This is a genomic window from Aestuariibaculum sediminum, from assembly GCF_014596945.1.
GTDB classification, from domain to species: domain Bacteria; phylum Bacteroidota; class Bacteroidia; order Flavobacteriales; family Flavobacteriaceae; genus Aestuariibaculum; species Aestuariibaculum sediminum.
Genome location: NZ_JACVXB010000006.1, coordinates 50874 through 74140 on the forward strand (window position 1 = coordinate 50874; position 23267 = coordinate 74140).

General features: G+C 32.6%; 22 protein-coding genes. All 22 read left to right on the forward strand.

Translation table 11 applies throughout. From position 1 onward, the window contains the following. Nucleotides 1–88 precede the first annotated feature (88 nt). Nucleotides 89–928 carry an ABC transporter permease gene (locus ICJ83_RS13170; protein WP_188230871.1) on the forward strand — a complete coding sequence of 280 codons (840 nt, stop codon included), beginning with the start codon at nucleotides 89–91 and terminating at the stop codon, nucleotides 926–928. A gap of 38 nt (nucleotides 929–966) precedes the next feature. Further along, on the forward strand, nucleotides 967–2166 hold the full coding sequence (locus ICJ83_RS13175; RefSeq protein WP_188230872.1) for an ABC transporter ATP-binding protein: 1200 nt from the start codon (nucleotides 967–969) through the stop codon (nucleotides 2164–2166). A gap of 8 nt (nucleotides 2167–2174) precedes the next feature. Beyond that, the gene (locus ICJ83_RS13180) at nucleotides 2175–3320 is read left to right on the forward strand and encodes a polysaccharide pyruvyl transferase family protein (RefSeq protein ID WP_188230873.1); all 1146 of its coding nucleotides are present in this window, start codon (nucleotides 2175–2177) and stop codon (nucleotides 3318–3320) included. Continuing rightward, nucleotides 3286–4536: a UDP-N-acetylglucosamine 2-epimerase gene (locus ICJ83_RS13185; protein WP_188230874.1), complete on the forward strand. Its 1251-nt coding sequence runs from the start codon at nucleotides 3286–3288 to the stop codon at nucleotides 4534–4536. Before ICJ83_RS13180 ends, ICJ83_RS13185 begins: the two co-directional genes overlap by 35 nt. An 8-nt stretch (nucleotides 4537–4544) precedes the next feature. Further along, a complete protein-coding gene (locus ICJ83_RS13190) occupies nucleotides 4545–5336 on the forward strand; it encodes a glycosyltransferase family 2 protein (RefSeq protein ID WP_188230875.1) in 792 nt (263 codons plus the stop codon). Then, on the forward strand, nucleotides 5336–6334 hold the full coding sequence (locus ICJ83_RS13195; RefSeq protein ID WP_188230876.1) for a glycosyltransferase: 999 nt from the start codon (nucleotides 5336–5338) through the stop codon (nucleotides 6332–6334). Before ICJ83_RS13190 ends, ICJ83_RS13195 begins: the two co-directional genes overlap by 1 nt. A 5-nt stretch (nucleotides 6335–6339) precedes the next feature. Further along, nucleotides 6340–7566, forward strand: a complete 1227-nt coding sequence (locus ICJ83_RS13200; RefSeq protein ID WP_188230877.1) for a glycosyltransferase — start codon at nucleotides 6340–6342, stop codon at nucleotides 7564–7566. 41 nt (nucleotides 7567–7607) lie between these two features. Continuing rightward, nucleotides 7608–8441 (forward strand): glycosyltransferase family protein, encoded by an 834-nt coding sequence (locus ICJ83_RS13205; protein ID WP_188230878.1) that lies wholly within the window; start codon nucleotides 7608–7610, stop codon nucleotides 8439–8441. Further along, nucleotides 8422–9333: a glycosyltransferase gene (locus ICJ83_RS13210; protein WP_188230879.1), complete on the forward strand. Its 912-nt coding sequence runs from the start codon at nucleotides 8422–8424 to the stop codon at nucleotides 9331–9333. Before ICJ83_RS13205 ends, ICJ83_RS13210 begins: the two co-directional genes overlap by 20 nt. Before the next feature lie 22 nt (nucleotides 9334–9355). Continuing rightward, nucleotides 9356–10327 (forward strand): glycosyltransferase family 2 protein, encoded by a 972-nt coding sequence (locus ICJ83_RS13215; RefSeq protein ID WP_188230880.1) that lies wholly within the window; start codon nucleotides 9356–9358, stop codon nucleotides 10325–10327. Nucleotides 10328–10333: 6 nt separating this feature from the next. Further along, the gene (locus ICJ83_RS13220) at nucleotides 10334–11413 is read left to right on the forward strand and encodes a glycosyltransferase family 2 protein (protein ID WP_223154777.1); all 1080 of its coding nucleotides are present in this window, start codon (nucleotides 10334–10336) and stop codon (nucleotides 11411–11413) included. After that, complete coding sequence (locus ICJ83_RS13225; RefSeq protein ID WP_223154778.1) at nucleotides 11400–12548, forward strand: glycosyltransferase; 1149 nt, start codon at nucleotides 11400–11402, stop codon at nucleotides 12546–12548. Before ICJ83_RS13220 ends, ICJ83_RS13225 begins: the two co-directional genes overlap by 14 nt. 6 nt (nucleotides 12549–12554) lie before the next feature. Further along, nucleotides 12555–13712: a cytidylyltransferase domain-containing protein gene (locus ICJ83_RS13230; protein ID WP_317173293.1), complete on the forward strand. Its 1158-nt coding sequence runs from the start codon at nucleotides 12555–12557 to the stop codon at nucleotides 13710–13712. Between the two features lie 12 nt (nucleotides 13713–13724). Beyond that, complete coding sequence (locus ICJ83_RS13235; RefSeq protein ID WP_188230882.1) at nucleotides 13725–14600, forward strand: N-acetylneuraminate synthase family protein; 876 nt, start codon at nucleotides 13725–13727, stop codon at nucleotides 14598–14600. A 1-nt stretch (nucleotide 14601) separates the two neighbouring features. Beyond that, complete coding sequence (locus ICJ83_RS13240) at nucleotides 14602–15426, forward strand: polysaccharide pyruvyl transferase family protein (protein WP_188230883.1); 825 nt, start codon at nucleotides 14602–14604, stop codon at nucleotides 15424–15426. 1 nt (nucleotide 15427) lies between these two features. Next, the gene (locus ICJ83_RS13245; RefSeq protein ID WP_188230884.1) at nucleotides 15428–16819 is read left to right on the forward strand and encodes a UDP-glycosyltransferase; all 1392 of its coding nucleotides are present in this window, start codon (nucleotides 15428–15430) and stop codon (nucleotides 16817–16819) included. Between the two features lie 93 nt (nucleotides 16820–16912). After that, on the forward strand, nucleotides 16913–17989 hold the full coding sequence (locus ICJ83_RS13250) for a hypothetical protein (protein ID WP_188230885.1): 1077 nt from the start codon (nucleotides 16913–16915) through the stop codon (nucleotides 17987–17989). A gap of 15 nt (nucleotides 17990–18004) precedes the next feature. Continuing rightward, entirely contained in the window at nucleotides 18005–18949 is a 945-nt protein-coding gene (locus ICJ83_RS13255) for a glycosyltransferase family 2 protein (protein WP_188230886.1), read from the forward strand. After that, on the forward strand, nucleotides 18942–19577 hold the full coding sequence (locus ICJ83_RS13260; protein ID WP_188230887.1) for a class I SAM-dependent methyltransferase: 636 nt from the start codon (nucleotides 18942–18944) through the stop codon (nucleotides 19575–19577). The genes ICJ83_RS13255 and ICJ83_RS13260 overlap by 8 nt, the downstream gene beginning before the upstream one ends. Next, complete coding sequence (locus ICJ83_RS13265) at nucleotides 19578–20726, forward strand: glycosyltransferase family 4 protein (RefSeq protein ID WP_188230888.1); 1149 nt, start codon at nucleotides 19578–19580, stop codon at nucleotides 20724–20726. It abuts the gene before it with no gap. Then, nucleotides 20723–22258 (forward strand): glycosyltransferase family 2 protein, encoded by a 1536-nt coding sequence (locus ICJ83_RS13270; RefSeq protein WP_188230889.1) that lies wholly within the window; start codon nucleotides 20723–20725, stop codon nucleotides 22256–22258. Before ICJ83_RS13265 ends, ICJ83_RS13270 begins: the two co-directional genes overlap by 4 nt. Next, nucleotides 22255–23250, forward strand: a complete 996-nt coding sequence (locus ICJ83_RS13275; RefSeq protein ID WP_188230890.1) for a glycosyltransferase family 2 protein — start codon at nucleotides 22255–22257, stop codon at nucleotides 23248–23250. Before ICJ83_RS13270 ends, ICJ83_RS13275 begins: the two co-directional genes overlap by 4 nt. Nucleotides 23251–23267 lie beyond the last annotated feature (17 nt).

Genomic DNA, 23267 nt, shown 5'->3' on the forward strand with positions numbered 1-23267 from the left:
CGAATTAAGTAAAGAATGATTTTTTAATGCGTATGAAGCTAGTTATATTTACTTAGTTGTATATTATTAATTAATATTTTAATTATTCATGCCCTTAGAGACTCGTATATACCAAAAGGAAAATAACATTAGTTTTTTAAAGCTGTTAAAGGCGAGTCTTAAAGATGTATATGGTTCCAGGTTTTTAGCGAAACAATTAACGATTCGAGATATTAAAGCCCGGTACAGGCAATCTTATTTTGGGTTTTTATGGGCTTTTATCATGCCTTTAACGACAGCCTTTATTTGGGTATTTTTAAATGGTACGGGAACTGTTAAATTATCAGATACAGGTATTCCGTACCCCGTGTATGCCTTTTCGGGAACTTTAATCTGGTCTATTATTACAGGTGCTATAAATGCGCCCTTAAGCAGCACGAAATCTGCCAAGGGTATTATGAGTAAAATTAACTTTCCTAAAGAAGCTCTAATCCTTTCTGGTATTTATAAACTGTTGTTCGATAGTAGCATTAAAATAGTAGTTCTATTAGCATTCGTAATTATTTATGGTGTAGGATTTCATTGGTCTTTACTTTGGTTTCCTGTTGCTTTATTGGGAGTGATCTTATTTGGTGTAACCATCGGCTTGTTTATAACGCCTTTGGGGATGTTGTATAATGATATATCAAAATTAATCACTATGGGGTTAGGCTTTGTTATGTACGTTACTCCAGTGGTGTATGCGATTCCAAAAACAGGACTTATGAAAACCATAATGAGTTATAATCCGTTAACCGCATTAATTTTAACATCCAGAGATGTGGTGGTAGGTACTACAACTGGGTTTTTTAATTATTTTATAATAATCGGTTTACTATGTATTCCGTTATTGTTTTTCGGGTTGGTGTTTTATAGAATCTCCATTCCAGTCATTGTAGAACGAGCATAATCCATTAAAATAAAAATGTTGTTTAACGAAACAAATACATGAACAAGAATCAGCAACACAGAAATGCGAATGAAGTGCTTGTTAAGGTGGAAAACCTGAGTAAAAAGTTTTGCAAAGATTTAAAAGCTGGCCTGTGGTATGGGGCTAAGGATTTATTGAGTAATGTTAGTAGTAATACCCATGCACGCGAATTAAGACCTAAAGAATTCTGGGCAGTAAAAGACGTGAGTTTTGAGTTGAGACGCGGGGAATGTCTGGGGTTAATAGGGCATAATGGAGCTGGTAAAAGTACCTTACTTAAAATATTAAATGGGTTAATAAACCCCGATGCTGGTAAGGTAACCATTAAAGGGCGAGTTGGATCCTTAATAGAGTTGGGTGCAGGATTTAATCCCATTCTTAGCGGCCGAGAAAATATATATAATAACGGAGCTATTATAGGGTTAACTCGGCAGGAAATAGATTCCAAACTCGAAGAAATTATAGATTTTGCTGAAATACATGAGTTTATAGATATGCCGGTGCAGCATTATAGCTCAGGTATGAAGGTGCGTCTGGGTTTTGCTGTGGCTGCTCAAATGAAACCCGATGTGTTAATTATTGATGAGGTGTTGGCTGTAGGGGATGTTGGTTTTAGAGCGAAATGTTTCAATGTCATGAGTGAATTGGCAAAAAGTTGTGCAATAATATTTGTAAGTCATTCAATGCCTTTGATTGGTAGGATTTGTACTACTGGAATTCTTTTAAAAAATGGAGTTATAGTCGAGCATGGTGATATAAATCAGGTGATCTATGAGTATTCGATTCAATATGAAAATAAATATGAAAAAGTTGTAGGAGAAATGACTCCTACAATTTATAAAGTTAAATTAAGTAAAGATGTTATTGATTATGATGAAGATTTAACAATTTATTTTAGTTTTCAATTTCCAAAGGATTTTACAAAAGTTGTGCTACATTATTCTGTTATAGATCAAGAAATGAAAACTGTATATCAGTCTTATTCAATTTCAGATGGGAAGTTTTATGAGATTATTAATGGAGAATTAAAGGCAAGTTTTACAATTAAAAATGTGGATTTGACAAACGGAAAGTATTTTATAAATATTGGAGTCATAAAAAACAATTTTAATGGTAAAAATATTTGTAGAGTGGATGGTGCAGCTAGTTTTGTTGTTGGAGGAAGTAAGTATAATAGTTTTGGTTCAATTGTTAAAAGAACAGTTTGGAATAATTAAAAGTTAAAATGAAGGTTATTTTAGTAAATGATACTAGAATTGAAGAAAATCCTGGGTGTCATGCAACTGTAGATTCACTTGTTGGTTTTTTAAAAACAAACTTGCCTAAAAGTAAAATTGAGAGTTTGCCTCTCGGATTTGGTTATGATGTTTTGAAAAACAAAAAAAATCTATATATAACAACTTCCAAAAACAAGTTTTACAAACAAGCATTAAATAAAATATTCAATGTAAAATTTACTAGACAGGTAAATTTTAAAGTATGGATGCAATTGGTAGAAAATGAGGTTAGCGAATTACTTAAGCCATTTTTAAAAGAAAGTGATTTGGTAATTATAAATATGGAGGGAACAATCCATCACAATAATATAGGCTCATTAGCACTTTTGAGTATAGCCCATGCTTCTAAACTTTTGAATAAACCTGTAGCAATGGTAAATGGAAGTTATCAAGAAATGGATAAAAAAGTTTCAAAGAAAGTATTGAATATAATCGATTTCTTAAGTTTTAGAGAAGTACTGTCTTATGAGTATGTGAAAAAAATGAAAATTAAAAATAAAATTAATCTTATTTATGATTTTGCCTTTAAAGCTGATATTTTTCAGCATACCGATTTTATTCTGAGGAAAAAAGAAGGAATAAAATATTGCCTATATACTTGTGGTGTATTAGGAGTTTATCCGAATCAAGCAAATGGAATTGATATTTTCAAAATTTTTAGTCATATTAGAGAGATTTATGAGTTGGGGTACATCCCTTTGTTTTTGCAGATTGAACCTAAAGAAAGGATAATTGTTGATCAACTAAATATTAAAGGAATAGAAGTAATTAGATTAAATCAGTATAATTATTCTAATTTGGGAAGCGTAATTAAAAATTTTGATTTACTCATTACTGGTAGATATCATGTTGGTATTTTTGGATTGATGAGTAATGTTAAGACGATGTTTCTTCCTTCAAATACGCATAAAATAGAAGGATTGTTAAAAATGTTAGAAATACATGATTCTTTTATAGGCTCTTTAAAATTAAAAGATTTATCAATTGAGGAGCTTGAACAAGAATTGATTTTGAACAATGATGATATAAATTATTTTGAGAAATTTTTAAGAAATTTAAATGAGAATAAGAACCATATTAAAGGATTATATTGAAAATTTAAATTTTAAAGAAAGTGATATTTTAAAAAAATATTCACATCATGATTTATATGAATCAATAGAATATCTGTTTAGTAATAGATTATATCGGAAGAAATTTTTTTTTATCAACTTTTTAGTTACCTCAAAGGCGGAAGTTAGAATTTTCACGCCATTGCTTGAATTTTTATTTAAAACTGAATCAATAGAGGTAAATGTTATTTACTTAAATAAACATCGGTTTGATAGAATACTAGAAGATAAATTAATTAGTAAGCCTAATTTTAATATAACGAAATCTGTTTATCCAATATTAAAATCATTTAGAAATAAGAATGCTGTAAACGTTATTTGTTTGGATTTTAAAAAATATTTTAAGTATCACAAAATAGGATTGGAGCTAATAGGAGAAATAAACTTAAAAGGAGGAAAAACAGTTTGTATTCAGCATGGGGGCATTCAAGAGGATAATGTTCAAGGGCAAATTAGTTCGATATCAAATAATCAAATAGTTTTTGGAACCTATATGTATGAGCGTTTGTCAGAAAAAAGGTCTGAAAAAGAACTTTTTTTGACAGGTAACCCTTTACATGATAAATTGGTCACAGGAGAAAAGAAAATAATTGGGGGTAGTATTCTTAGTTTAATTAAAAATAGAAAGGTAATTCTTCTTGCAACATGTTTACACACTGAGTACGATTATAGATTTGATGCTAAGTTGTGTTATAGTAAATATATTCGGGAAGTATACAATAGTATAAATTTTAATAAGTATTTTTTAATAATTAAAATGCATCCAAATGACGATATTCAAAACAATATTTATGAGCAGGAATGTAAATTATTAAACTTATCAGACAAGGAAGTGTTGATCGAACCGCCACATTCTAGGCTTACATTTTATGATTATTTGAATATATCTGACCTATTAATTAGTAGGGCGTCAACTGTTATTGAGGAAGCTTTGATCTTTGGAAAATTAGTGTTGGCTTTTGATTTGTTTGAAGATGGTCCAATTAATTCATATAACTCTTTAAAAATTTATAAGAACTACCTACAAATAATAGGAGATAGAAAAGATCTAGTTCTAGGAATAGAAAATTTATTAACTAATAAAGAAAGATTAGATAATTTGAATACCAACCTTATTAGTTTTAACCAAAATGGATTGGCATCAAACAGAGTTTACGAAGCTCTATTAAAAATTGGACAACAACAAAACCTTTATTAAGTCTATTTATGCTTATTTCTATCATCACTATAAACTACAATAATGCACGAGGGTTAAGACAAACTGTAGAAAGTGTGTTTAACCAAACTTTTAAAGAATTTGAGTACATTGTTATTGATGGAGGGTCTACCGATGGAAGCGAACAGGTTATACAGGAGTATATAAATAAGTTCGATTATTGTATTAGCGAACCAGATACAGGTATTTATAATGCAATGAATAAGGGTATAAAGGTAGCTAAGGGACAATATTTATTGTTTTTAAATAGTGGAGACTGGCTTATAAATCAAGAGGTATTGCAACAAGTAATTCCCAATTTAAACCCTGAATATGCTATTTATTACGGTGATGTGGTTCGTGTATATAATAATAAGAAATTAGTGACGAAAACTTATCCAAAGACATTAAGCTTTAGTTTTTTTGTTAATTCCGCTTTACCTCATCAGGCTACATTCATTAACAGAGATTTATTTGAAACTATTTTTTATTATAATGAAGAATATAAAATCTGTTCCGATTGGGAGTTTTTAATTTATGCTATTTGTAAAGTTAATGTGCCTTACAAAAAAATGGATATTGTTATTTCTAATTTTGTAATGAATGGTGTGAGTAATCAAATTTCAGGTAAAAAACTTATCGAAGTTGAACGCCTAAAGACCTATCAAAAGTATTTTCCTTTATTCATTGATGATTATATAATGCACAATAATAAGACAAAGGAAAAAGAAAATAATGTCAATAGATTTGAAAGAGCTGCTTATTTGTTGAAACGGGCATTAAAAATTATAATAAAAGGCTGATGAAAGTAGTGGAAAAGGGAGTTTCAATAATTTTATGCACATACAATGGTAAAAACCGTTTAAAGTCTACATTTCAGCATATTTTTAAACAAAAAACAAAAGTACCTATAGAAGTTGTTTTTGTAGATAATGCATCAACAGATGAAACAAAAAGCATGGCAGATAATTGGTGGAAGGAAAATGCAGTGGAACATATTACGTATGTGTCTGTAATACAGTCTATTCCAGGTAAATCGTACGCGCAAGATTTAGGTTATACTAAAGCGAAATACGAATATTTAATTATTTGTGATGATGATAATTGGTTGTGTGATACTTATGTTCAAACGGCATATGATATTATGTCTTCAAATTCTCAAATTGGAGCTCTAGGAGGTTGGTGTGATGCGGTTTTTGAATCAAATAAACCATTATGGTTTGATAAATATGCCAGATTTTTTGCGGTTTCTAAACAAGGTACAGACTCAGGAGATATTACCCAGAAAAAAGGGTGTTTATATGGCGCAGGAATGGTTATTAGAAAGTCTCATTGGATAAAATTAAAAAAAATAGGATTTGAACATTTATTATCTTGTAGAAAAGGAAAAAGTTTGAGTTCAGGAGGAGATACAGAATACAGTTATGCTTTGAGACTTTTGGGTTATAAAATATGGTATGATGAGAGATTGTATTTTAAACATTATATGATTAATTCTAGACTGAATTTTAATTATTTATCACGACTACGAAAGGCTATGACCTTTTCCAATTTTATACTTTGGCCTTATTTAGATTTATTAAATAATAAACCTAATACATATAATTATTTTATTTCTAGAGTTTTATTAGGGTTTCCAAAAAGAACTTTGATAAAATTAAAACATGCCATTAGTGGGAATTATGAGAGCAAAGAACAGGCTAAATTTTATTTTCGAACTTTTTATTATTCTCTCTTTTACTATAAAAATTATAGAGCAAATAGAAATTTAATAGAGCAATGGTTAAAAAATAAAATGTAATTTTCATGAAAACAATCTGTTTCGTAGTGTCTGCATTTCCTTCCGTTTCAGAGACATTTGTAGTTAATCAGATTGTGGCAGCCAAGCGAAATGGGTTAAATATAAAAGTGCTAACTAATAAATGCCTGCCCATATCACTTTCTTCACAGTTAAAGATTTTAGAGGAGCACGAAATTTTAAAGGATATTATAAGTGTAAATTTTGATATGCCTAAGAATAAAATGGTTAGAATATTAAAAGCTTTTTTCTATATAATATGTTATTTTAGGTTTTGGATAAAATTAGAAAAGAGGTATTCTTTTAAACAAGGTATTTCTTTATTACCCTACAAGTTAGCATATTATTGTCAATTTAAGTTTGTAGATGTTTTTCATATTCAGTTTGCAACTGTAGGTAATGATGTTGCCGAAATGAAGTATGCTGGTCTATTAAATGCCAAAGTAGTAACCACGCTACATGGATATGATGTACATTTTGAAAATCAAACACAGTTATCAAGATTGAAGGAACGATACAAACTTTTATTTGATGTTTCGGATTTTATAACTGCAAATACTGCTTTTTTAGCCGAAAAGGCGGAGCAGCTATTTGTTAAACCTTATAAACTTCTTCTAATTCCAATGGGAGTTGATAATACTTTTTTTAAACTATCCGTGCCAAAGTCAATTAATAGGGCTAGCACGATTAAATTACTTTCGGTAGGTAGATTAATTCCATTAAAGGGGCATGAATTTGGTGTTTTGGTGGTTAAGAAATTAGTTGATAATGGTTATAATATTTGTTATGATATAGTTGGAGAGGGCAAGGAATATCTTGAATTAAAATCTTTAATCGATACTTTGGGCTTAAATGATGTGATAAGATTACATGGTAAACAAAATCAGGAATTTATAAAAAAATGCTTAGATGAATGTCATGTTTTTTTAATGACATCTATTACAGATTTTACGGGTAGAGCAGAGGCTCAAGGTTTGGTTTTAGCTGAAGCCCAAGCTATGGGTATGCCAGTTGTGGCATTTAACTCAGGGGGAGTAAAATATTCTATAAAATCAAATGAAACAGGAATTTTAGTTTCTGAAAAGAATATAGATGCTATGGTTAGTTCTATAAAAGAATTAATAGAAACACCAGAAAAGTATGGTAAGATGAGTATAGCGGCAATTAAACATGTTTCGAATGAGTTGTCGATGGTAAAAATGGGTGCACGATTTTTAGCTTTATATGAATCGTAGTAGTGTTTGTTTTTTTAAAAGAATAATTTTAGTAGTCAAATATGGTTGGTATAAAAAATGATAATCAACATAAAATACTAATAAATGTGCTTACCAGAACATCGAATCGTCCTATTGGATTTTTAAATTGTCATCAGTCGGTAATAAATCAAACATATAATAATGTTCTGCATTGGGTTTCTTATGAAGATGAAGCGACAAAAAAATACATCGAAGGTCATAACGTCCATAAAGTAAAAGTTGATGCTTATAACGGGACACCCGTACAACATTCAAATGGTTTTAAGCATGCCCCTTATAATCTGTATTGTAATAAACTTTTAAATCAGATAACTAAAGGATGGGTGTTGTTTTTAGATGACGACGATCATTTAATTCACCATAAAGTTCTGGAAGAAATAGTGAGTAAAATAGAACAGGGAAATGAAGACACTCTGTTTATTTGGCAGATGCGTTACCCTAATGGAAAAATTCTACCCTTGAAAAAACACTTTCAAAAAAAGAGAATTGAAAGAAATCAGATAAGTACACCTTGTTTTTTGTTTCATTCAAAGTATAAAAACCAGGTTGTTTGGGATGAATGGAAAGGAAGTGATTTTCGGGTTGTAAGTAATTTATTCAAAATTATTCCAAATAAAAAATGGATTGAAAAGGTGTATGTGCAAATTAATAATTTTGGCGATTATGGTAACAGAAATGATATAAGTTTAAAAACTAGTAGCAAAATAATATTTAAAAAAAACGCTTTCTGGTCCTTTATACCTAAGTATCATACTAAAATTAATGGTGTTTTTGTATTTCATAAAAAAACGTATATCGAATGGTCTAAACGGTTGATGAATAAAATTAAAAGGTATGTCAAAAATAACCGTTAGTATTTTTATGCTTACTTACAATCAGGAAGCTTATATCTCGCAGGCCATAGAGGGTGTTTTAATGCAAAAAACCAATTTTAAATATCAGTTGGTTATAGGTGAAGATTGCAGTACCGATAAAACCAGAAGCATTTGTGAAGCTTATCAACAACACTATCCTGAAAAGATAAAACTATTGCCACAACAGGATAAAAACATGGGGTTAATAGCTAATTACATGCGCACTATTAAAGCTTGCGATGGTAAGTATATTGCCATTTGCGATGGTGATGATTATTGGGTGGATGAGTACAAACTACAAAAACAAGTTGATGTTTTAGAACAAAACAAAGACTGTTCAATTGTATTTTCGAAAGTTTATAAGTGGTATCCCGATGGGAATGTGATAAAAGCAATACCCCTTTCTGAAAAGCAAATAACGGGATTTAATAACTTGGTTTATGGTAATTTTATTCCATCGGTCACAGCTTTGTTTAAAAATGAACAGCAAAGGGAAAGTTTACCAGAATGGATAATAAATTTTCCCTACGGTGATTGGCCTACCTATTTATGGACTATAAAAGATCAGGGAAAAATATATTTGTTGAATGAATATACCGCCGTATATAGAATGGATATAGGGGCGTCGGCTAAATTAAGAAGGAAAAATAGCGTTATTGTAAGAGTAAATATTGCCATTTTGAACGCTATGCTTAATGATGAAAAGTTTAAATCCAGGATTTCAGAAATTAAGGACAGTATAATGAAACATCAAAAGCAACTGATGTTGAGTTTAAATCGAGAAAAGGCCTATTTGGAGGCTTTAAAAATATATTTAACAGTTATTTTTAAGTTAAACAATAGATTAAAATTTACTAAGCTGTATTTATATTCAATTAAGAATAGTTTTTAAGGCTATTTGAACAGATTAAGAGATGTCAAATAAACTAGTATCCATTATAATACCAACCTATAACCGCGGAAATATCATTGGGGAAACGCTGAACAGTATTCTGGAGCAAACCTACGCAAACTGGGAATGCATTATTGTGGATGACGGGAGCACAGATAACACAGGGTTGGTTGTGCAATCTTATATCGAAAAGGATGCGCGTTTCAAGTATTTTGAAAGACCCGTAGAACGCTTAAAAGGCGGGAATGCTGCAAGAAATTTTGGGTTTGAAAAAAGTCAGGGGGAATACGTTAATTGGTTTGATAGCGACGATGTTATGTTACCCGAATTTTTAAATAAAAAGGTTGAGGTCTTTAACGAAAATAAATCGTTACATGCGGTGCTTCATAAAAACAGGTATTCAAATTATTTGATGACGCAATTTAGAGACAGTAAATTTGAGTATTCATCACCAAATGATTTGTATTTAGATTATGCTTTAGAACGTATCGAAATTCAAACCTGTGGTTTTATGTGGCGAAAAAATTATTTAGCAGATCGAGCATTGTTCGACGAAAATCTTGAACGCTATCAGGATAATGAATTTCATATACGTATGTTGGCAACAAAACCTAGGTTGAAAATTTTAGATGAGGTGCTTGCTACTATTCGAGGTGGTAATGGGGATAAAAATCAAATAAGTTCGAGAAATAACGTTAGTAAAAAGAAATTACATGATATTTTTTATTATCGTTATCAGTCTTTAAACTATTCCAAAGCACTCGACAAGTCCCATTATTTAACTTTACTGAACGGTGTTTACAAGAAGCTTCTTTGGTCATTTTATGCTTATGTTCTACAAGAAAAATCATTTGTTAGGAGAACACGCGATATATTTAAAAGTTACAATAAACTAAAGATTGTTTATTTTAATAAAAGAATTCCTCTTGTAGCTAAAGTTAAATCTCACTTATATTTGTTTTATATTGCAATGGTCGGTCGACCATTTAAATAAATTAATTTGATAACCTTAACCCTAACATATCGCAATAGAGATTTACATATTGTTAAGCGATGTTTAGATTCATTGAAGCATCAAACAGATGCCGATTTTAATGTTTGCTTAGTAGATTATGGGAGTACCGAAGCATATAGTGTTGCCATTCAAGGGCTATTAAAATCCTATACTTTTGTTACTTATTATTATGTAAATACGAATGGGCAACTTTGGAATAAAAGTAGAGCCATTAATATCGCATTAAAATCTTGTAAAACTTCTTATTTTTTAGTGGGTGATATTGATTTAATCTACCATCCGGAAATGATTAAAACATGTAAAGCTTTAATACTTAAGCATGAGGTGGTATATTTCCAATATGGTTTTTTAAATAAAGAGGAATCCCAAAAAGATCATGGCGATTTTTTTGGTTACCAGATTGAATTTTTAGGGAATAAAGAAGTTACAGGTACCACGTTATACAAAACAAAACATATTTTGGCTGTTAATGGTTACGACGAGTTTTATCATGGCTGGGGTGCCGAGGATACCGATATCCATTTAAGACTTAAAAACAATGGAGTCACGCCTTATTTCTATGATAAAGACATATTGGTAAAGCATCAATGGCATCCTAAAACATACAGGAGCAACGCCAGTAGTTATCCTTTTCATTCAGGTCTGGAACGAATAAATCATAAATACATGATGCAGCGTCATGCTTTAGGTGTAGTTAAGGCAAATCAAGATAGATTTTGGGGTGTTATGCCATATGAAACACCTGAAAATGCCCTTCATGAAGCCGTATTGCGTTTGGAGGTATCGAATTTATGTTCAGATGTTGATGCCTTAGTTACTGGCGTCATTCCAGATTTAAAGGTACCGTTGGAAGTACAAATCAGTAAGAACAAAAAAGAAGGAATAAAAGCGATGGTCAAGCGAATTTTGGGTAAAACAGTTCACAAAACCTATGCTTTAGAAGATGTTAATAACCGGCTACTGGAATCCATAATTATAAGCCAGCGATTAGCGCGTTATCACTATGAATTTGATAGGGAAAAAGAGGTTATCCAATTAACCATCAAACCATATGGCGGCAGTTAAAAAAGTTGTAATGGTTTCCATACCATCATTGCATTTTTTTCGATGGGTTGAACAACTCAAAGAAGCTGATGTTGATGTGTACTGGTTCGATGTTACCGGAATGGCAGCATCATCAGAGAGAATTCAATGGGTAAAGCAACATACAGGATGGAAATTAAAATGGGATTACCAGGGACGTACATTTTTGAAAAAGAACGCTCCTAAAGTCTATAATTATATTCAAAAGTATAACGAGCGTGATGTTGCATCTGTTTTTGAAGACTATTTGAAAGAAATTCAACCCGATGTTGTTCACAGTTTTGCGCTTTACCTTTCCTGTGCTCCAATATTAGAGGTGATGCAGCGACACAAACACGTAAAATGGATTTACTCGTCCTGGGGTAGTGATTTATTTTATTTTCAAAATCAACCAGATTATTTAAAGGATATAAAACGTGTCTTACCACGAATAGATTATATGTTTGCCGATTGTAAACGTGATTTTGAAATAGCTGAAAATTATGGTTTTAAAGGTGAATTTCTTGGCGTATTTCCTGGAGGTGGTGGTTTCGATTGGAATGCTTTAGCGCATTACATGTTGCCTTTTGAAGAGCGAAACATTATTTTAATAAAAGGCTTTCAAGGGCGATCAGGACGTGCCATTACCGTATTGAAAGCTTTAAAACAGTTAGAGGAACAATTGATTTCCTATAAAATCATTGTAATTGGTGCTGATGCCGAAGTTTTTGAAGCTGTAAATCAGGGGAGTTGGTCTCCATGTAATAACATCCAAATATTGGGAAGAATACCACATGATCGCGTGTTAACTTTGATGGGGCAGGCGTTATTGTATATAGGTAACAGTAATTCCGATGGTATCCCGAATACACTTTTGGAGGCCATGGGTATGGGTGCATTTCCTATTCAGTCTAATCCGGGAGGGGCTACTTCAGAAATAGTGATACACGATAAAAATGGTCTGATTATAAACGATTGTAATGATCCTCAGGAAATAAAGTCTGCTATTTTAAAAGCAATAGATGACCGGCATTTAATTCATAAGGCATTTAATTACAATCAGCGTTTAAAGTGCAATTTTGATTTTAATCTAATAAAGACCGAAGTTTTAAATAAATATTTTAGTTTAGTGGAATAGCAAAATATGATGAGAAAAATAGGTTTTATACCATTACGAAAGCATTCTAAGGGCATCCCCGGAAAAAATAAACGAAAAATGTTAGGCAGACCCCTGTTTACATGGGTTTTGGGAGAGGCAATCATGTCTGAATTAGATGAGGTTTTTGTGTATACCGATGACGACGGTATTATCGATTTTATTAATAAGGAATATCACTGGACTAATAAAGTTAAGGCTGTAAAACGTCGTGCTGAAAGTGCTACTGATACAGCATCTACAGAAATGGCCATTTTTGAGTTTTGTGATACGTCAAATGTCGATTTCGATGTGTTTTGCTTGTTACAAGCCACTTCACCATTTACCACAAGAACAGATATAAATAACTGTTTAGGTAAGATTAATGATGATCACGATTCAGCGCTTACCGTAGTCAATACCCATCGTTTCACATGGGATGAGAGCGGGCATCCCGATAATTACAATCCACAAAACCGCCCGCGACGACAGGATTTTAAAGGCTTACTTGTAGAAAACGGGGCAGTTTATGCTACGACTAAAGCCGCCTTGTATAAACATAAAAACCGTATTGGAGGCCAGGTAGCATTGGTTAAAATGCCAGAAAACTCATTAATGGAAATCGATACAGAAACCGATTGGATAACGGTAGAAACCCTTCTGGCTGAGCGACAGAAAAAAAATAGAAAACCTGGGAAAATAACACATCTTGTATTAGATGTAGATGGTGTGTTTACCGATGGGACCATAACATACACCAAAGAAGGCGAACACACTAAAAGCTTCGATATGCGAGATGGTATGGGCTTGGAGATTTTGAGACAGTTTGATGTTGAGGTCATGATCATGACCAGTGAGAATTCTGAGTTGGTAGCCCGGCGTATGCAAAAGTTAAAGATTGAACAGGTATATTTAGGCGTAAAGGATAAATTTAGTTTATTACAGCACCTTCTTGTAGAGCAAAATTTAGAAATTAATCAGGTGGCTTATATAGGCGACGATGTTAATGATTTGAGTAATATATGTTCTGTTGGGTGGTCGTTTTGTCCTAATAATGCAACGCATGTTGTAAAAACGCATGCCGATGTGGTTTTGTCTAAAAATTCGGCAGCAGGAGCTATCCGTGAGGCCTGCGATTTTCTTATGCAATACAATAAACGATTTTAAAGCCATATTTAAATGAGTACCTATAACCAACCCTACCTTATTGCAGAAATTGGATGTAACCATAAAGGAGACATAAGTATTGCCAAAGAACTCATTAAAGTTGCAAAAATATTTTGCAATGCACAGGCTGTTAAATTTCAAAAGCGAAATAATAAAGAACTTTTAACCACAGAGCAATATAACCAGCCACATCCCAATCCGCATAATGCTTATGGAGACACCTATGGTGAACATCGTGAATTTTTAGAGTTCTCATTGGAACAACACCGGGAATTAAAAGAATATTGTGATAGCTTAGATATTACCTACGCATCATCTGTTTGGGATGTAACCTCGGCGAAACAAATAGCGTCTTTAAACCCTGATTTTATTAAGATTCCTTCGGCATGTAATAATCATGTTGCTATGTTAGAATGGTTGTGTAAAAATTATTCAGGAGAAATTCATGTGTCTACAGGAATGACTACAAAATCAGAGATTGATGAACTCGTGACTTTTTTTAAGACTCATAATCGGCATAAAGATGTGGTGCTGTATAATTGTACTTCAGGATACCCGGTACCATTTGAAGATGTATGTCTTTTAGATATTCAGTTGTTGAAAGAAAATTATCAACATCAGGTAAAGCACATAGGGTTTTCTGGGCATCACTTAGGTATAGCAGTTGATGTGGCCGCATACACGTTGGGAGCCCATATTATTGAGCGCCATTACACGCTGGACAGAACATGGAAGGGGACTGATCATGCGGCTTCGTTAGAACCTATGGGGTTACGTAAATTGGAACGTGATTTGAATGCTGTGTATAAAGCTTTAACATATAAGCAAACAGATATTTTACCTATTGAGCAGACGCAGCGTCATAAATTGAAATATCAAAACCAATGATATGATTTTTAGCAAAAACAGAATCAGATTGTTTTGGTGGAGTGAGGTGTTTATTCAAAAGAAAACCAAAGAAAATTTTGGGGATCTCCTTGGGAAATACCTGGTAGAAAAAATTACTGGGAAACAAGTGGTTTTTACACGACCTGATTCAATATCTATTTCTAACTGGTTTACGCCAATTTATTTAACAGTAGGGAGTATTTTAACCTATGCGAATACAAATTGTATTGTTTGGGGAAGTGGTATTATTTCTAAAGCATATAACACAAAGCCAGCTCAGTTTTTGGCTGTGCGTGGGCCGCAAACAAGAAAGCACCTCAAGACACAAGGCTATGACGTTCCTGAAATTTATGGCGATCCGGCTTTGTTATTACCTCGATTTTATGCTCCTGAAGTAAAAAAAAAATATAAAACCGGTGTTGTTCCTCATTATAATGATTATAGCAAAGTAAAAGCGCTATTTAAAGGGGATACAACGATTAAAGTGATAGATTTAATGACTAACGATATAGAGGCAACTACAAATGATATTTTCGAGTGTGAACGCATCGTGTCTTCCTCTTTACATGGTATTATTGTGGCACATGCCTATGGTATTCCTGCAGTTTGGCAAAAGTTTTCCGATGATGTGTTTGGCGATGATATTAAATATCAGGATTATTTCGAATCGGTTAACTTAAAACCATATAAAAGTAATATTACAAACACGACATTAAACCAGGCTGCGATAGACAATTTATTCGAGTGTTATGATGTGTTACCCGATGCACGTCATATCGAAACCATGTGTAACCAATTAATGGCGGTTTGTCCCTTTAAAGCTTAGTATGAAGAAAAAAGTATTTGTTTTTTTTCCAGATGGTGTAGGCTTGCGAAATTTTGCATTTACCAATTTTAAAACGATTGGAGCGCAAAATGGGTTTGATGTTGTTTATTGGAATAATACCGTTTTTGATATTGAAGCAACCTTTGGTTTTGATGAAGTTAGAATAGAAAACACAGCAACACATCCATTATTACCGCAATACACCAGAGCCAGAAAGCGTGTGGAATTAAACCTCTGGACGAAAAAATTCAAGGATGATGTTTACCAAACCTATAAGTTTCCTTTTAATTATAAAGGCATAAAAAACAGCTTGAAAAGTTTGTTAACAAAACTGTTAATAGGTTGGTATGGCTCAGAAAAGGGAATTGAAAAATTAAGACAAAAGATTGAAAAATTAGAACGTACTACCAGTAAATATACTTATTGTAAAAAGCAATTGAAGGAGCATAAGCCTGATTTGGTTTTTTGTACTACGCAACGTGCTACGCAAGCTATAAGTGCGCTTCTGGCAGCTAAAGATTTGGGCATACCAGTTGTTACTTTTGTGTATTCCTGGGATAATGTACCTAAAGCGATGCAGGTGGTTGAAACTGATTATTACTGCGTTTGGAGTGATTTAATGAAGGCACAGATGTTACAGTATTATCCGTATATCAACGAATCACAAATTTTTGTCACTGGTACACCACAATTTGAGCCTCATTTCGATAAGGGGCTTAAAGAAGAACGCACCCAATTTTTTAAATCGCATAATCTTGATTTAAATAAGAAATACATTTGTTACTCTGGTGACGATGAAACCACTTCACCACTAGATCAGTATTATCTGGAAGATCTTGTAAAGGCTGTTAGAAAATTAAATGCCGACGGTTATAATTTGGGAGTGATTTACAGGAAATGTCCGGTAGATTTTACATCGCGATACGATAAAGTATTGTTTGAAAATAAGGATGTCATAACAGTTATAGACCCTATCTGGAAGCAAATTGGCAAAAACTGGAATACGGTTTTACCGGATAAAGAAGATTTTAAATTATTATATAATGTCTGTGAGCATACAGAGTTAGTTACTAATGTATGTTCTTCGACAGTTTTCGATTTTGTCCTGCACAATAAATCCTGTATCTATTACAATTACGAACAGCCTCAATTAAAAAAAGGTATTCGTGATATTGGTCAAAATTATAAGTACGTTCACTTTAGGAGTATGCCTAGTAAAGAGGCGGCTGTGTTTTGTGAAAGTAAGGTAGACTTGGAGCATCTACTGAAAGATATTTTAGATGATAAATTATCAAATGTTGAGGAAGGCTTAAAGTGGTTTGAAATTGTTGCGGGTAGCAAACCTGCAATGGCTTCAGAAAGTATTTGGGAGGTGATAAATAAATTAATTTAAACGTTTGTGACTGAAATAAGGTTGTATATTCAGAAATTATTCCAAAGAAATGATAAGTTGTTTTTAATCATCATCTTATTATCCACATTAAGCATGTTAAGAAATGTTTTTTTGCCTTTATCAGGAGACGAAATTACTTATTTGAAAATTTCTGAAAATATATTGCAAGGTAGATATTATTTAGGAGACAAGCCCTCTTCATTGGCACCTGTAATTTCATTGATTCTTACATTTTTTAAAATTTCAATATTCCCTATTTTAGGTTTTGTATTGAATAAATTATTCAATATAGCTTTGGTGTTCTTGGGGTTACGGTTAATTTATAAGGTGTTGTTAGAGTTGAATGTGAATAAATCTATTGCCATTGCAATTGTAGCGTTTACCATAGTAAATCCGACTTCTGTTGCTTGGTTTTCTCGATTATACCCAGAAGCTGTATTATTTTATTTGTTTTGGGGTTTTATTTATTATTCAATTCTAGAAGCATCAAAATCAAATTTATTAAAGCTACTGATATTTTTTGCTTTGCTTGTTTTTACCAGATACGTTTATGCTATTTTAGGAGTTATTGTATTAATTAAATATTTTGATTATTACAAATTCTATAAAGAGTCATCCAAATTGTATTTAGTACTTTATTCTTTTATTCTTTTATTTCCGTTTTTAATTTGGGCAAAATATCTTATTAATGTGGAGCGAAATGATTTGTCTGAAATAAGTTATTTTAAACGATTTAAAATTGATAACCCCATAATTTATAACATTAAATGTGGTTTGGGTTTAATTAAACATTATGAAGTAAGTCGTGTAAATGGTCTTCCCGCGTTTGTGTCGTTATTTGTGCCTAAAACAGGGTTAAGAAGTTTTTCAGTAAGTTTAATCCTTATTTTAGGGTTTATTTATGGTTATATTTCTAATTTCAAGTTTTTATTCTTAAAGAGAGTTGGGCTTCCAATACTGTTAATTATGCTAGGGTTAATAATTGCAGGGACGGGCTTTAGTCGTTATTGGCTAGTTTTATTACCTGGAATTTATTTGGGATTTTATTTAACTTTAAAATCTTTTGGATTAATAGATAATGTATTTATTAATCTAGTTAAGTTTATATCCTTAGTTTATATCGTGAATGAATTTAGATTAAATGTTTTAGTGTTAAATCAATATTTTTAAAGAGAAAAGTTGTTTATGAAAATTGTTGTTTACATGCCTGCTTTAAATGAAGAATTAACAATTGCTGGTGTTTTGAATTCATTGCCTAAGTCTATTTGTGGATTTCAGAAAATGCAAATGTTAGTGGTGAATGATGGTAGTGTAGACAGTACTGAAATAATAGCTAAGGAGTGTGGTGCTACTGTAATAAATCATACTAGAAATAAAGGAGTAGGAGGAGCCTTTCAGTCGGCTGTTGAGTTTGCTTTACAGAATAAAGCAGATGTTTTGGTTAGTATCGATGCAGATGGGCAGTTTGATGTAAATCAAATTCCAAATTTAGTAGAACCAATAATATATAAGAAAGCTGATTTTACCATCGGAAATAGGTTTGATAAAGGGAAACCAACAGATATGCCAAAAATTAAATATTGGGGTAATAAGAAGGTAAGTAATATGGTGAGTTTTGTAAGTGATACTGAGATATTAGATGCGTCTTGCGGATTTCGAGCGTATTCTCGGGAGTGTCTTTTAAGTTTAAATTTACAAGGTCAATTTACATATACTCACGAAACAATTTTAGATTTACTCAATAAGGGATTTAAAGTATCTCAAGTTTCTGTTGATGTGAAATATTTTGAAGAGCGAGTTTCCAGGGTAGCAAACAGTATTACAAAATATGCCCTGAAAACATCGTCGATAATCTTTAAGTGCCTAAAAGATTATAAGCCGTTACAATTTTTTTTGACCATTGCCCTAATCGTGTTGATATTAGGTATGCTATTAGGTAGTTTTGTGCTTTGGCATTGGGTATTTGAAGGTAAAATAACGCCTTATAAAAGTTTTGGGTTTATTGCATTGGCTTTATGTGGTATGTCTGTTTTTATTGCGACGTTAGCGTTTTTAGCTGATATGTTGAATAGAATTCGAATTAATCAAGAGAAGATATTAGTACTAATGAAAAGGCGTTATTATGACTAGTATAGATTATTCAAAATTAAAAGCAAGGCCAGAATTAGAGGATTTTTCTGGAAAATATGAAAATACTGGTATAGTTTCAAGATATTTGGTTAAGGAATATTTTAAGGCTGTAAATAGGCTTGTATTAAAAACAACTAATATTTCTACAGCTCATGAAATAGGTGCTGGAGAGGGGATGTCTACAAAATATTTAAAACAGATGGTAGAGAATTTATCTGCTTCAGAATATGTTAACGATTTGGTGGAAAAGGCAGTTATGAATAATCCAGACATTTCAATATTTCAGGAAAGTGTGTATGAGTTAACCAAACAAAATAATTCAATTGATTTGGTCTTTTTATTAGAGGTTTTAGAACATCTGGATTATCCAAGTCTTGCATTAAATGAATTATCTAGGGTTTCTAAGCGGTACCTGGTTTTAGGAGTCCCAAGAGAACCTTTATGGAGGTTTTTAAATATGTGCCGATTTAAATATTTAAAAGATTTTGGAAATACTCCCGGTCATTTAAATCATTGGTCAAAAAAACAAATTATTAATTTGATTGAGGAAAAGTTTGGTAAAGTAATAGCAGTTGAAACGCCTATTCCTTGGACAATAATATTAGCGGAGAAAAGGAAACCTAATTAGATGCATATAGCCTTTCTTACACCAGAATACCCGCACCCTAAAGTTAAGCATGCTGCCGGTATAGGAACGAGTATAAAAAACTTGGCCGTTGCATTGGTGAACGCTGGTATTACTGTAACAGTTTTTATTTATCAACAGGACTGTGATGAAATAGCTACCGAAGACGGCGTTGAATTACATCTCATAAAGCACAAGAGGTACAAATGGTTTACCTGGTATTTTTACAGACAATACGTAAACCAATACGTCAATGGCATAGTAGAACAAAACGGAATTCAGATATTGGAAGCGCCAGACTGGACTGGTATTACTGCTTTTATGAGATTTAAAATACCCTTAATAATCCGGTTGCATGGTAGCGATGCGTATTTTTGTAAATTGGAAGGCAGGAAGCAGAAGAAAAAGAATTATCTTTTTGAAAAATTAGCTTTAAAACAGGCGCAAGGGTATATTGCACCAACAACATATGCAGGTAAAGTCTCCGCCGATATTTTTAATTTATCCTTGTCTAAAATAAAAACCATCCATTACGGTTTGCAACTCAGCCATTTTATAAATGAAGATCCTCTGAATTTTAATCAAAATACCATGCTTTATATTGGAACCGTAATTCGTAAAAAGGGAGTGTTTGAACTGGCTAAAATGTTTAACGAAGTAATAGAACACCAGCCAAAAGCAAAGTTAATTGTAATAGGAAGCGACTCGGGAGACATAAAAACCGGAAAACATTCTACTTTAGAACTCATGGAAGAAATGTTTTCAGAAAAGGCAAGAGCAAACTTTAGCTACCTAGGGCGCTTGCCATACAACCAGGTAAAAAATCATATAAAACGAGCACATGTTTGTGTGTTTCCATCGTTTGCTGAAACCTTGGGTATGGTGACCATAGAAAGCATGGCAATGACTAAGCCTGTTGTGAATACGAGTATTGGTTGGGCTACCGAATTAATTGATGATGGTAAGAATGGATTTTTAGTACACCCAAGTGATATAAGCTTATTTAAAGAACGTATTTTAATGCTGTTTTCTAATGTAGAATTATGCGAAGCGATTGGAAAAGAGGCGCGTAAAAAAGTAGAGAATACCTTTGATATTGAGGTTATAGCGGAAGATAATATAAAGTATTATAAAAGTTTTATTAGCTCATGATATTACTGGTTCATAAACATAATAAGCTTTTAAATGCCACAGATTTGAATTCTGGTAAATCGCTTAATATATGCCAAAAAACGATTATAAAATCGATGTTTGAAGTCGCTAAGTTACATCCAGAAACTCAATTAATTTGGTGTGATTATAGGTTGACAGAAGTTCTTTCGGTTTCCGCTATTAAATCCCGTTTTCATCTTAAAAATTTGATGTTCTCGTATGGACCGAGCCCTTATTTTTCTGAGCACATTGGCTACATCGAAGATTCACCGTTTTTAAAAGTTAATCCAGAAGTGGTATATCCGACCTGGTTCATGAGTAGTGCGGTAGGGGGTATTTACGGTTCAAACCTTTTAAAGTTCGAATCCGTAATAAATGAAAACCATAGTTTTGATTTCAATTTAAATACAATTGCTAAATCAGGTATGAAACAAGGCCTTTTTTGTTATTCAGTGCCAGATTTAATTCAGTTACCATGGCCAGAACATTATGCACTGCCTAAAGCCTCAATTTCTGAACTGTTCCGTTTCGTCAAAATGCATTACAAAACAAGATGGAGTGCCTTATTGTTGTTCAATATGGCTATTTATGAAAATCGAATTCCTTTTCTGGCTTTTATAAAGTCCATCTTTTATAAAAAGGTGAATTTTACTGAAAAAATAGTGTTAGAAGCCTTGGTTGATAGTGATAAATTATCTCCTTTTAGTTTGGATATAATTATTCCTACTATTGGCAGGAAAACCTTTGTTTATGATGCACTTTGCGATTTACGACAACAAACTTACCTGCCGAAAAAAGTGGTAATTGTTGAACAAAATCCGGATATAGAAAGTGAGAGCGAATTGGATTTTTTATTAACTGAGGCCTGGCCTTTTGAGGTAAAACATATATTTACGCATAAAACAGGTGCATGCTATTCAAGAAATTTGGCGTTAAAGGAAGTTACAAGTGAATGGGTGTTTTTGGCTGATGATGATAATCGGTTTACGTCAGATTTACTGGATACAATTAAGGAAACAATTAATAAATTTCAGTTAAAAGGTATTACGTTTAGTTACCTGCAAAAAAATGAAATAGAATCTCAAAAGTTGCCAATACAATGGCATACGTTTGGTGCCGGAAGTAGTGTTATTTCGAGTCAATACTTAAAGAATGTTAAATTCAATGAAGCCTTAGAATTTGGATATGGCGAAGATGTCGATTTTGGGATGCAGTTAAGAAACCAGGGGGTGGATATTATTTATATGCCGCAGATTAAAGTGCTGCATTTAAAAGCACCAATAGGTGGGTTTCGAATGAAATTTGAGCACCCATGGGAAAATGACAATGTAAAACCAAAACCGTCACCTACTGTCATGTTAAACCGAATATTAAACACGACGAGGCAGCAAATTTTAGGATACAAAACCACCTTGTTTTTTAAATATTACAAACAGCAACACATTAAAAATCCTTTTAAATATTATTTGAATTTTAAAAAGGAATGGAACCGAAGTGAGTATTGGGCTAAACAGTTAAAAACTAAAGCATGAAATTTACATTAATTGTATGCACATACATGAGACCTCAGGCTTTAATTCGGTTGTTGTATTCCGTAAATGAGCAAACCATATATCCTGATGATATTTTAATTGTTGATGGTTCTGTTAATAATGAAACTCAAACGGTTTTAAAAAAGCATAATTTTAAGAATATCACTTATTTTAAAGTTAGTGATTCGTATCGTGGTTTAACCAAACAGCGAAATTTTGGAGTTTCGCAAGTGCCTCACGATGCACAAGTGGTTTGCTTTTTAGATGATGATGTGGTTTTAGATTCGAACTATTTTCAAAATATTCTCGACACTTATAGTTTGTTTCCCGAAGCTTTAGGTGTTGGAGGGTATATTACAAACGAAGTTGTTTGGCAGAAGTCAGACAAAGTAAAGAATGCATCGAAATTTTATTATGACGGATGGATGCGTAACGAACCATCAAGGTTTAAGTTAAGACGAAAATTAGGTTTATTACCTGATTGCGATCCTGGTTTTATGCCTACTTTTTCTCATGGCCGATCTATTAGTTTTTTACCGCCATCCGATAAAATTTATCCAGTAGAACAAATCATGGGTGGGGTAGCTTCGTATAAATTACAAGTATTACGTGATATTAAATTTTCAACCTATTTTGAGGGGTACGGTTTATATGAAGATACAGATTTTAGTTTGCGAGTTGCCAAAAAGGGTAAACTATACGTAAATACGAAGGCCAAATTAGAGCACCATCACGATAGTTCGGGGCGTCCAAATTATTTTAATTATGGAAAAATGGTGTTGCGGAATGGTTGGTACGTTTGGCGCATAAAATATCCTAGTCCTACTATGAAGGCTAGATTAAAATGGCATGCCACGGCGGGGCTATTAACAATGGTTCGTTTTTCCAATACGCTTTCAACCAAGCAACGTAAAGCAGCGTTTTTTGAAAGTCTAGGGCGTATGTTAGGTTGGATTTCTTTATTTTTAATTCCGCCAAAGGTATTACGATGAGATTTTTAATCATAACA

What these genes read in the sequence shown, in the direction of transcription:
- ICJ83_RS13195 (WP_188230876.1), top strand. Translation starts at nt 5,336, where the DNA reads ATGAAAGTAGTGGAAAAGGGAGTTTCAATAATTTTATGCACATACAAT.
- ICJ83_RS13265 (WP_188230888.1), top strand. Translation starts at nt 19,578, where the DNA reads ATGCATATAGCCTTTCTTACACCAGAATACCCGCACCCTAAAGTTAAG.
- ICJ83_RS13240 (WP_188230883.1), top strand. Translation starts at nt 14,602, where the DNA reads ATGATTTTTAGCAAAAACAGAATCAGATTGTTTTGGTGGAGTGAGGTG.
- ICJ83_RS13255 (WP_188230886.1), top strand. Translation starts at nt 18,005, where the DNA reads ATGAAAATTGTTGTTTACATGCCTGCTTTAAATGAAGAATTAACAATT.
- ICJ83_RS13250 (WP_188230885.1), top strand. Translation starts at nt 16,913, where the DNA reads ATGTTAAGAAATGTTTTTTTGCCTTTATCAGGAGACGAAATTACTTAT.
- ICJ83_RS13200 (WP_188230877.1), top strand. Translation starts at nt 6,340, where the DNA reads ATGAAAACAATCTGTTTCGTAGTGTCTGCATTTCCTTCCGTTTCAGAG.
- ICJ83_RS13230 (WP_317173293.1), top strand. Translation starts at nt 12,555, where the DNA reads ATGATGAGAAAAATAGGTTTTATACCATTACGAAAGCATTCTAAGGGC.
- ICJ83_RS13190 (WP_188230875.1), top strand. Translation starts at nt 4,545, where the DNA reads ATGCTTATTTCTATCATCACTATAAACTACAATAATGCACGAGGGTTA.
- ICJ83_RS13205 (WP_188230878.1), top strand. Translation starts at nt 7,608, where the DNA reads ATGGTTGGTATAAAAAATGATAATCAACATAAAATACTAATAAATGTG.
- ICJ83_RS13175 (WP_188230872.1), top strand. Translation starts at nt 967, where the DNA reads ATGAACAAGAATCAGCAACACAGAAATGCGAATGAAGTGCTTGTTAAG.
- ICJ83_RS13260 (WP_188230887.1), top strand. Translation starts at nt 18,942, where the DNA reads ATGACTAGTATAGATTATTCAAAATTAAAAGCAAGGCCAGAATTAGAG.
- ICJ83_RS13235 (WP_188230882.1), top strand. Translation starts at nt 13,725, where the DNA reads ATGAGTACCTATAACCAACCCTACCTTATTGCAGAAATTGGATGTAAC.
- ICJ83_RS13270 (WP_188230889.1), top strand. Translation starts at nt 20,723, where the DNA reads ATGATATTACTGGTTCATAAACATAATAAGCTTTTAAATGCCACAGAT.
- ICJ83_RS13185 (WP_188230874.1), top strand. Translation starts at nt 3,286, where the DNA reads ATGAGAATAAGAACCATATTAAAGGATTATATTGAAAATTTAAATTTT.
- ICJ83_RS13170 (WP_188230871.1), top strand. Translation starts at nt 89, where the DNA reads ATGCCCTTAGAGACTCGTATATACCAAAAGGAAAATAACATTAGTTTT.
- ICJ83_RS13225 (WP_223154778.1), top strand. Translation starts at nt 11,400, where the DNA reads ATGGCGGCAGTTAAAAAAGTTGTAATGGTTTCCATACCATCATTGCAT.
- ICJ83_RS13215 (WP_188230880.1), top strand. Translation starts at nt 9,356, where the DNA reads ATGTCAAATAAACTAGTATCCATTATAATACCAACCTATAACCGCGGA.
- ICJ83_RS13210 (WP_188230879.1), top strand. Translation starts at nt 8,422, where the DNA reads ATGTCAAAAATAACCGTTAGTATTTTTATGCTTACTTACAATCAGGAA.
- ICJ83_RS13180 (WP_188230873.1), top strand. Translation starts at nt 2,175, where the DNA reads ATGAAGGTTATTTTAGTAAATGATACTAGAATTGAAGAAAATCCTGGG.
- ICJ83_RS13245 (WP_188230884.1), top strand. Translation starts at nt 15,428, where the DNA reads ATGAAGAAAAAAGTATTTGTTTTTTTTCCAGATGGTGTAGGCTTGCGA.
- ICJ83_RS13275 (WP_188230890.1), top strand. Translation starts at nt 22,255, where the DNA reads ATGAAATTTACATTAATTGTATGCACATACATGAGACCTCAGGCTTTA.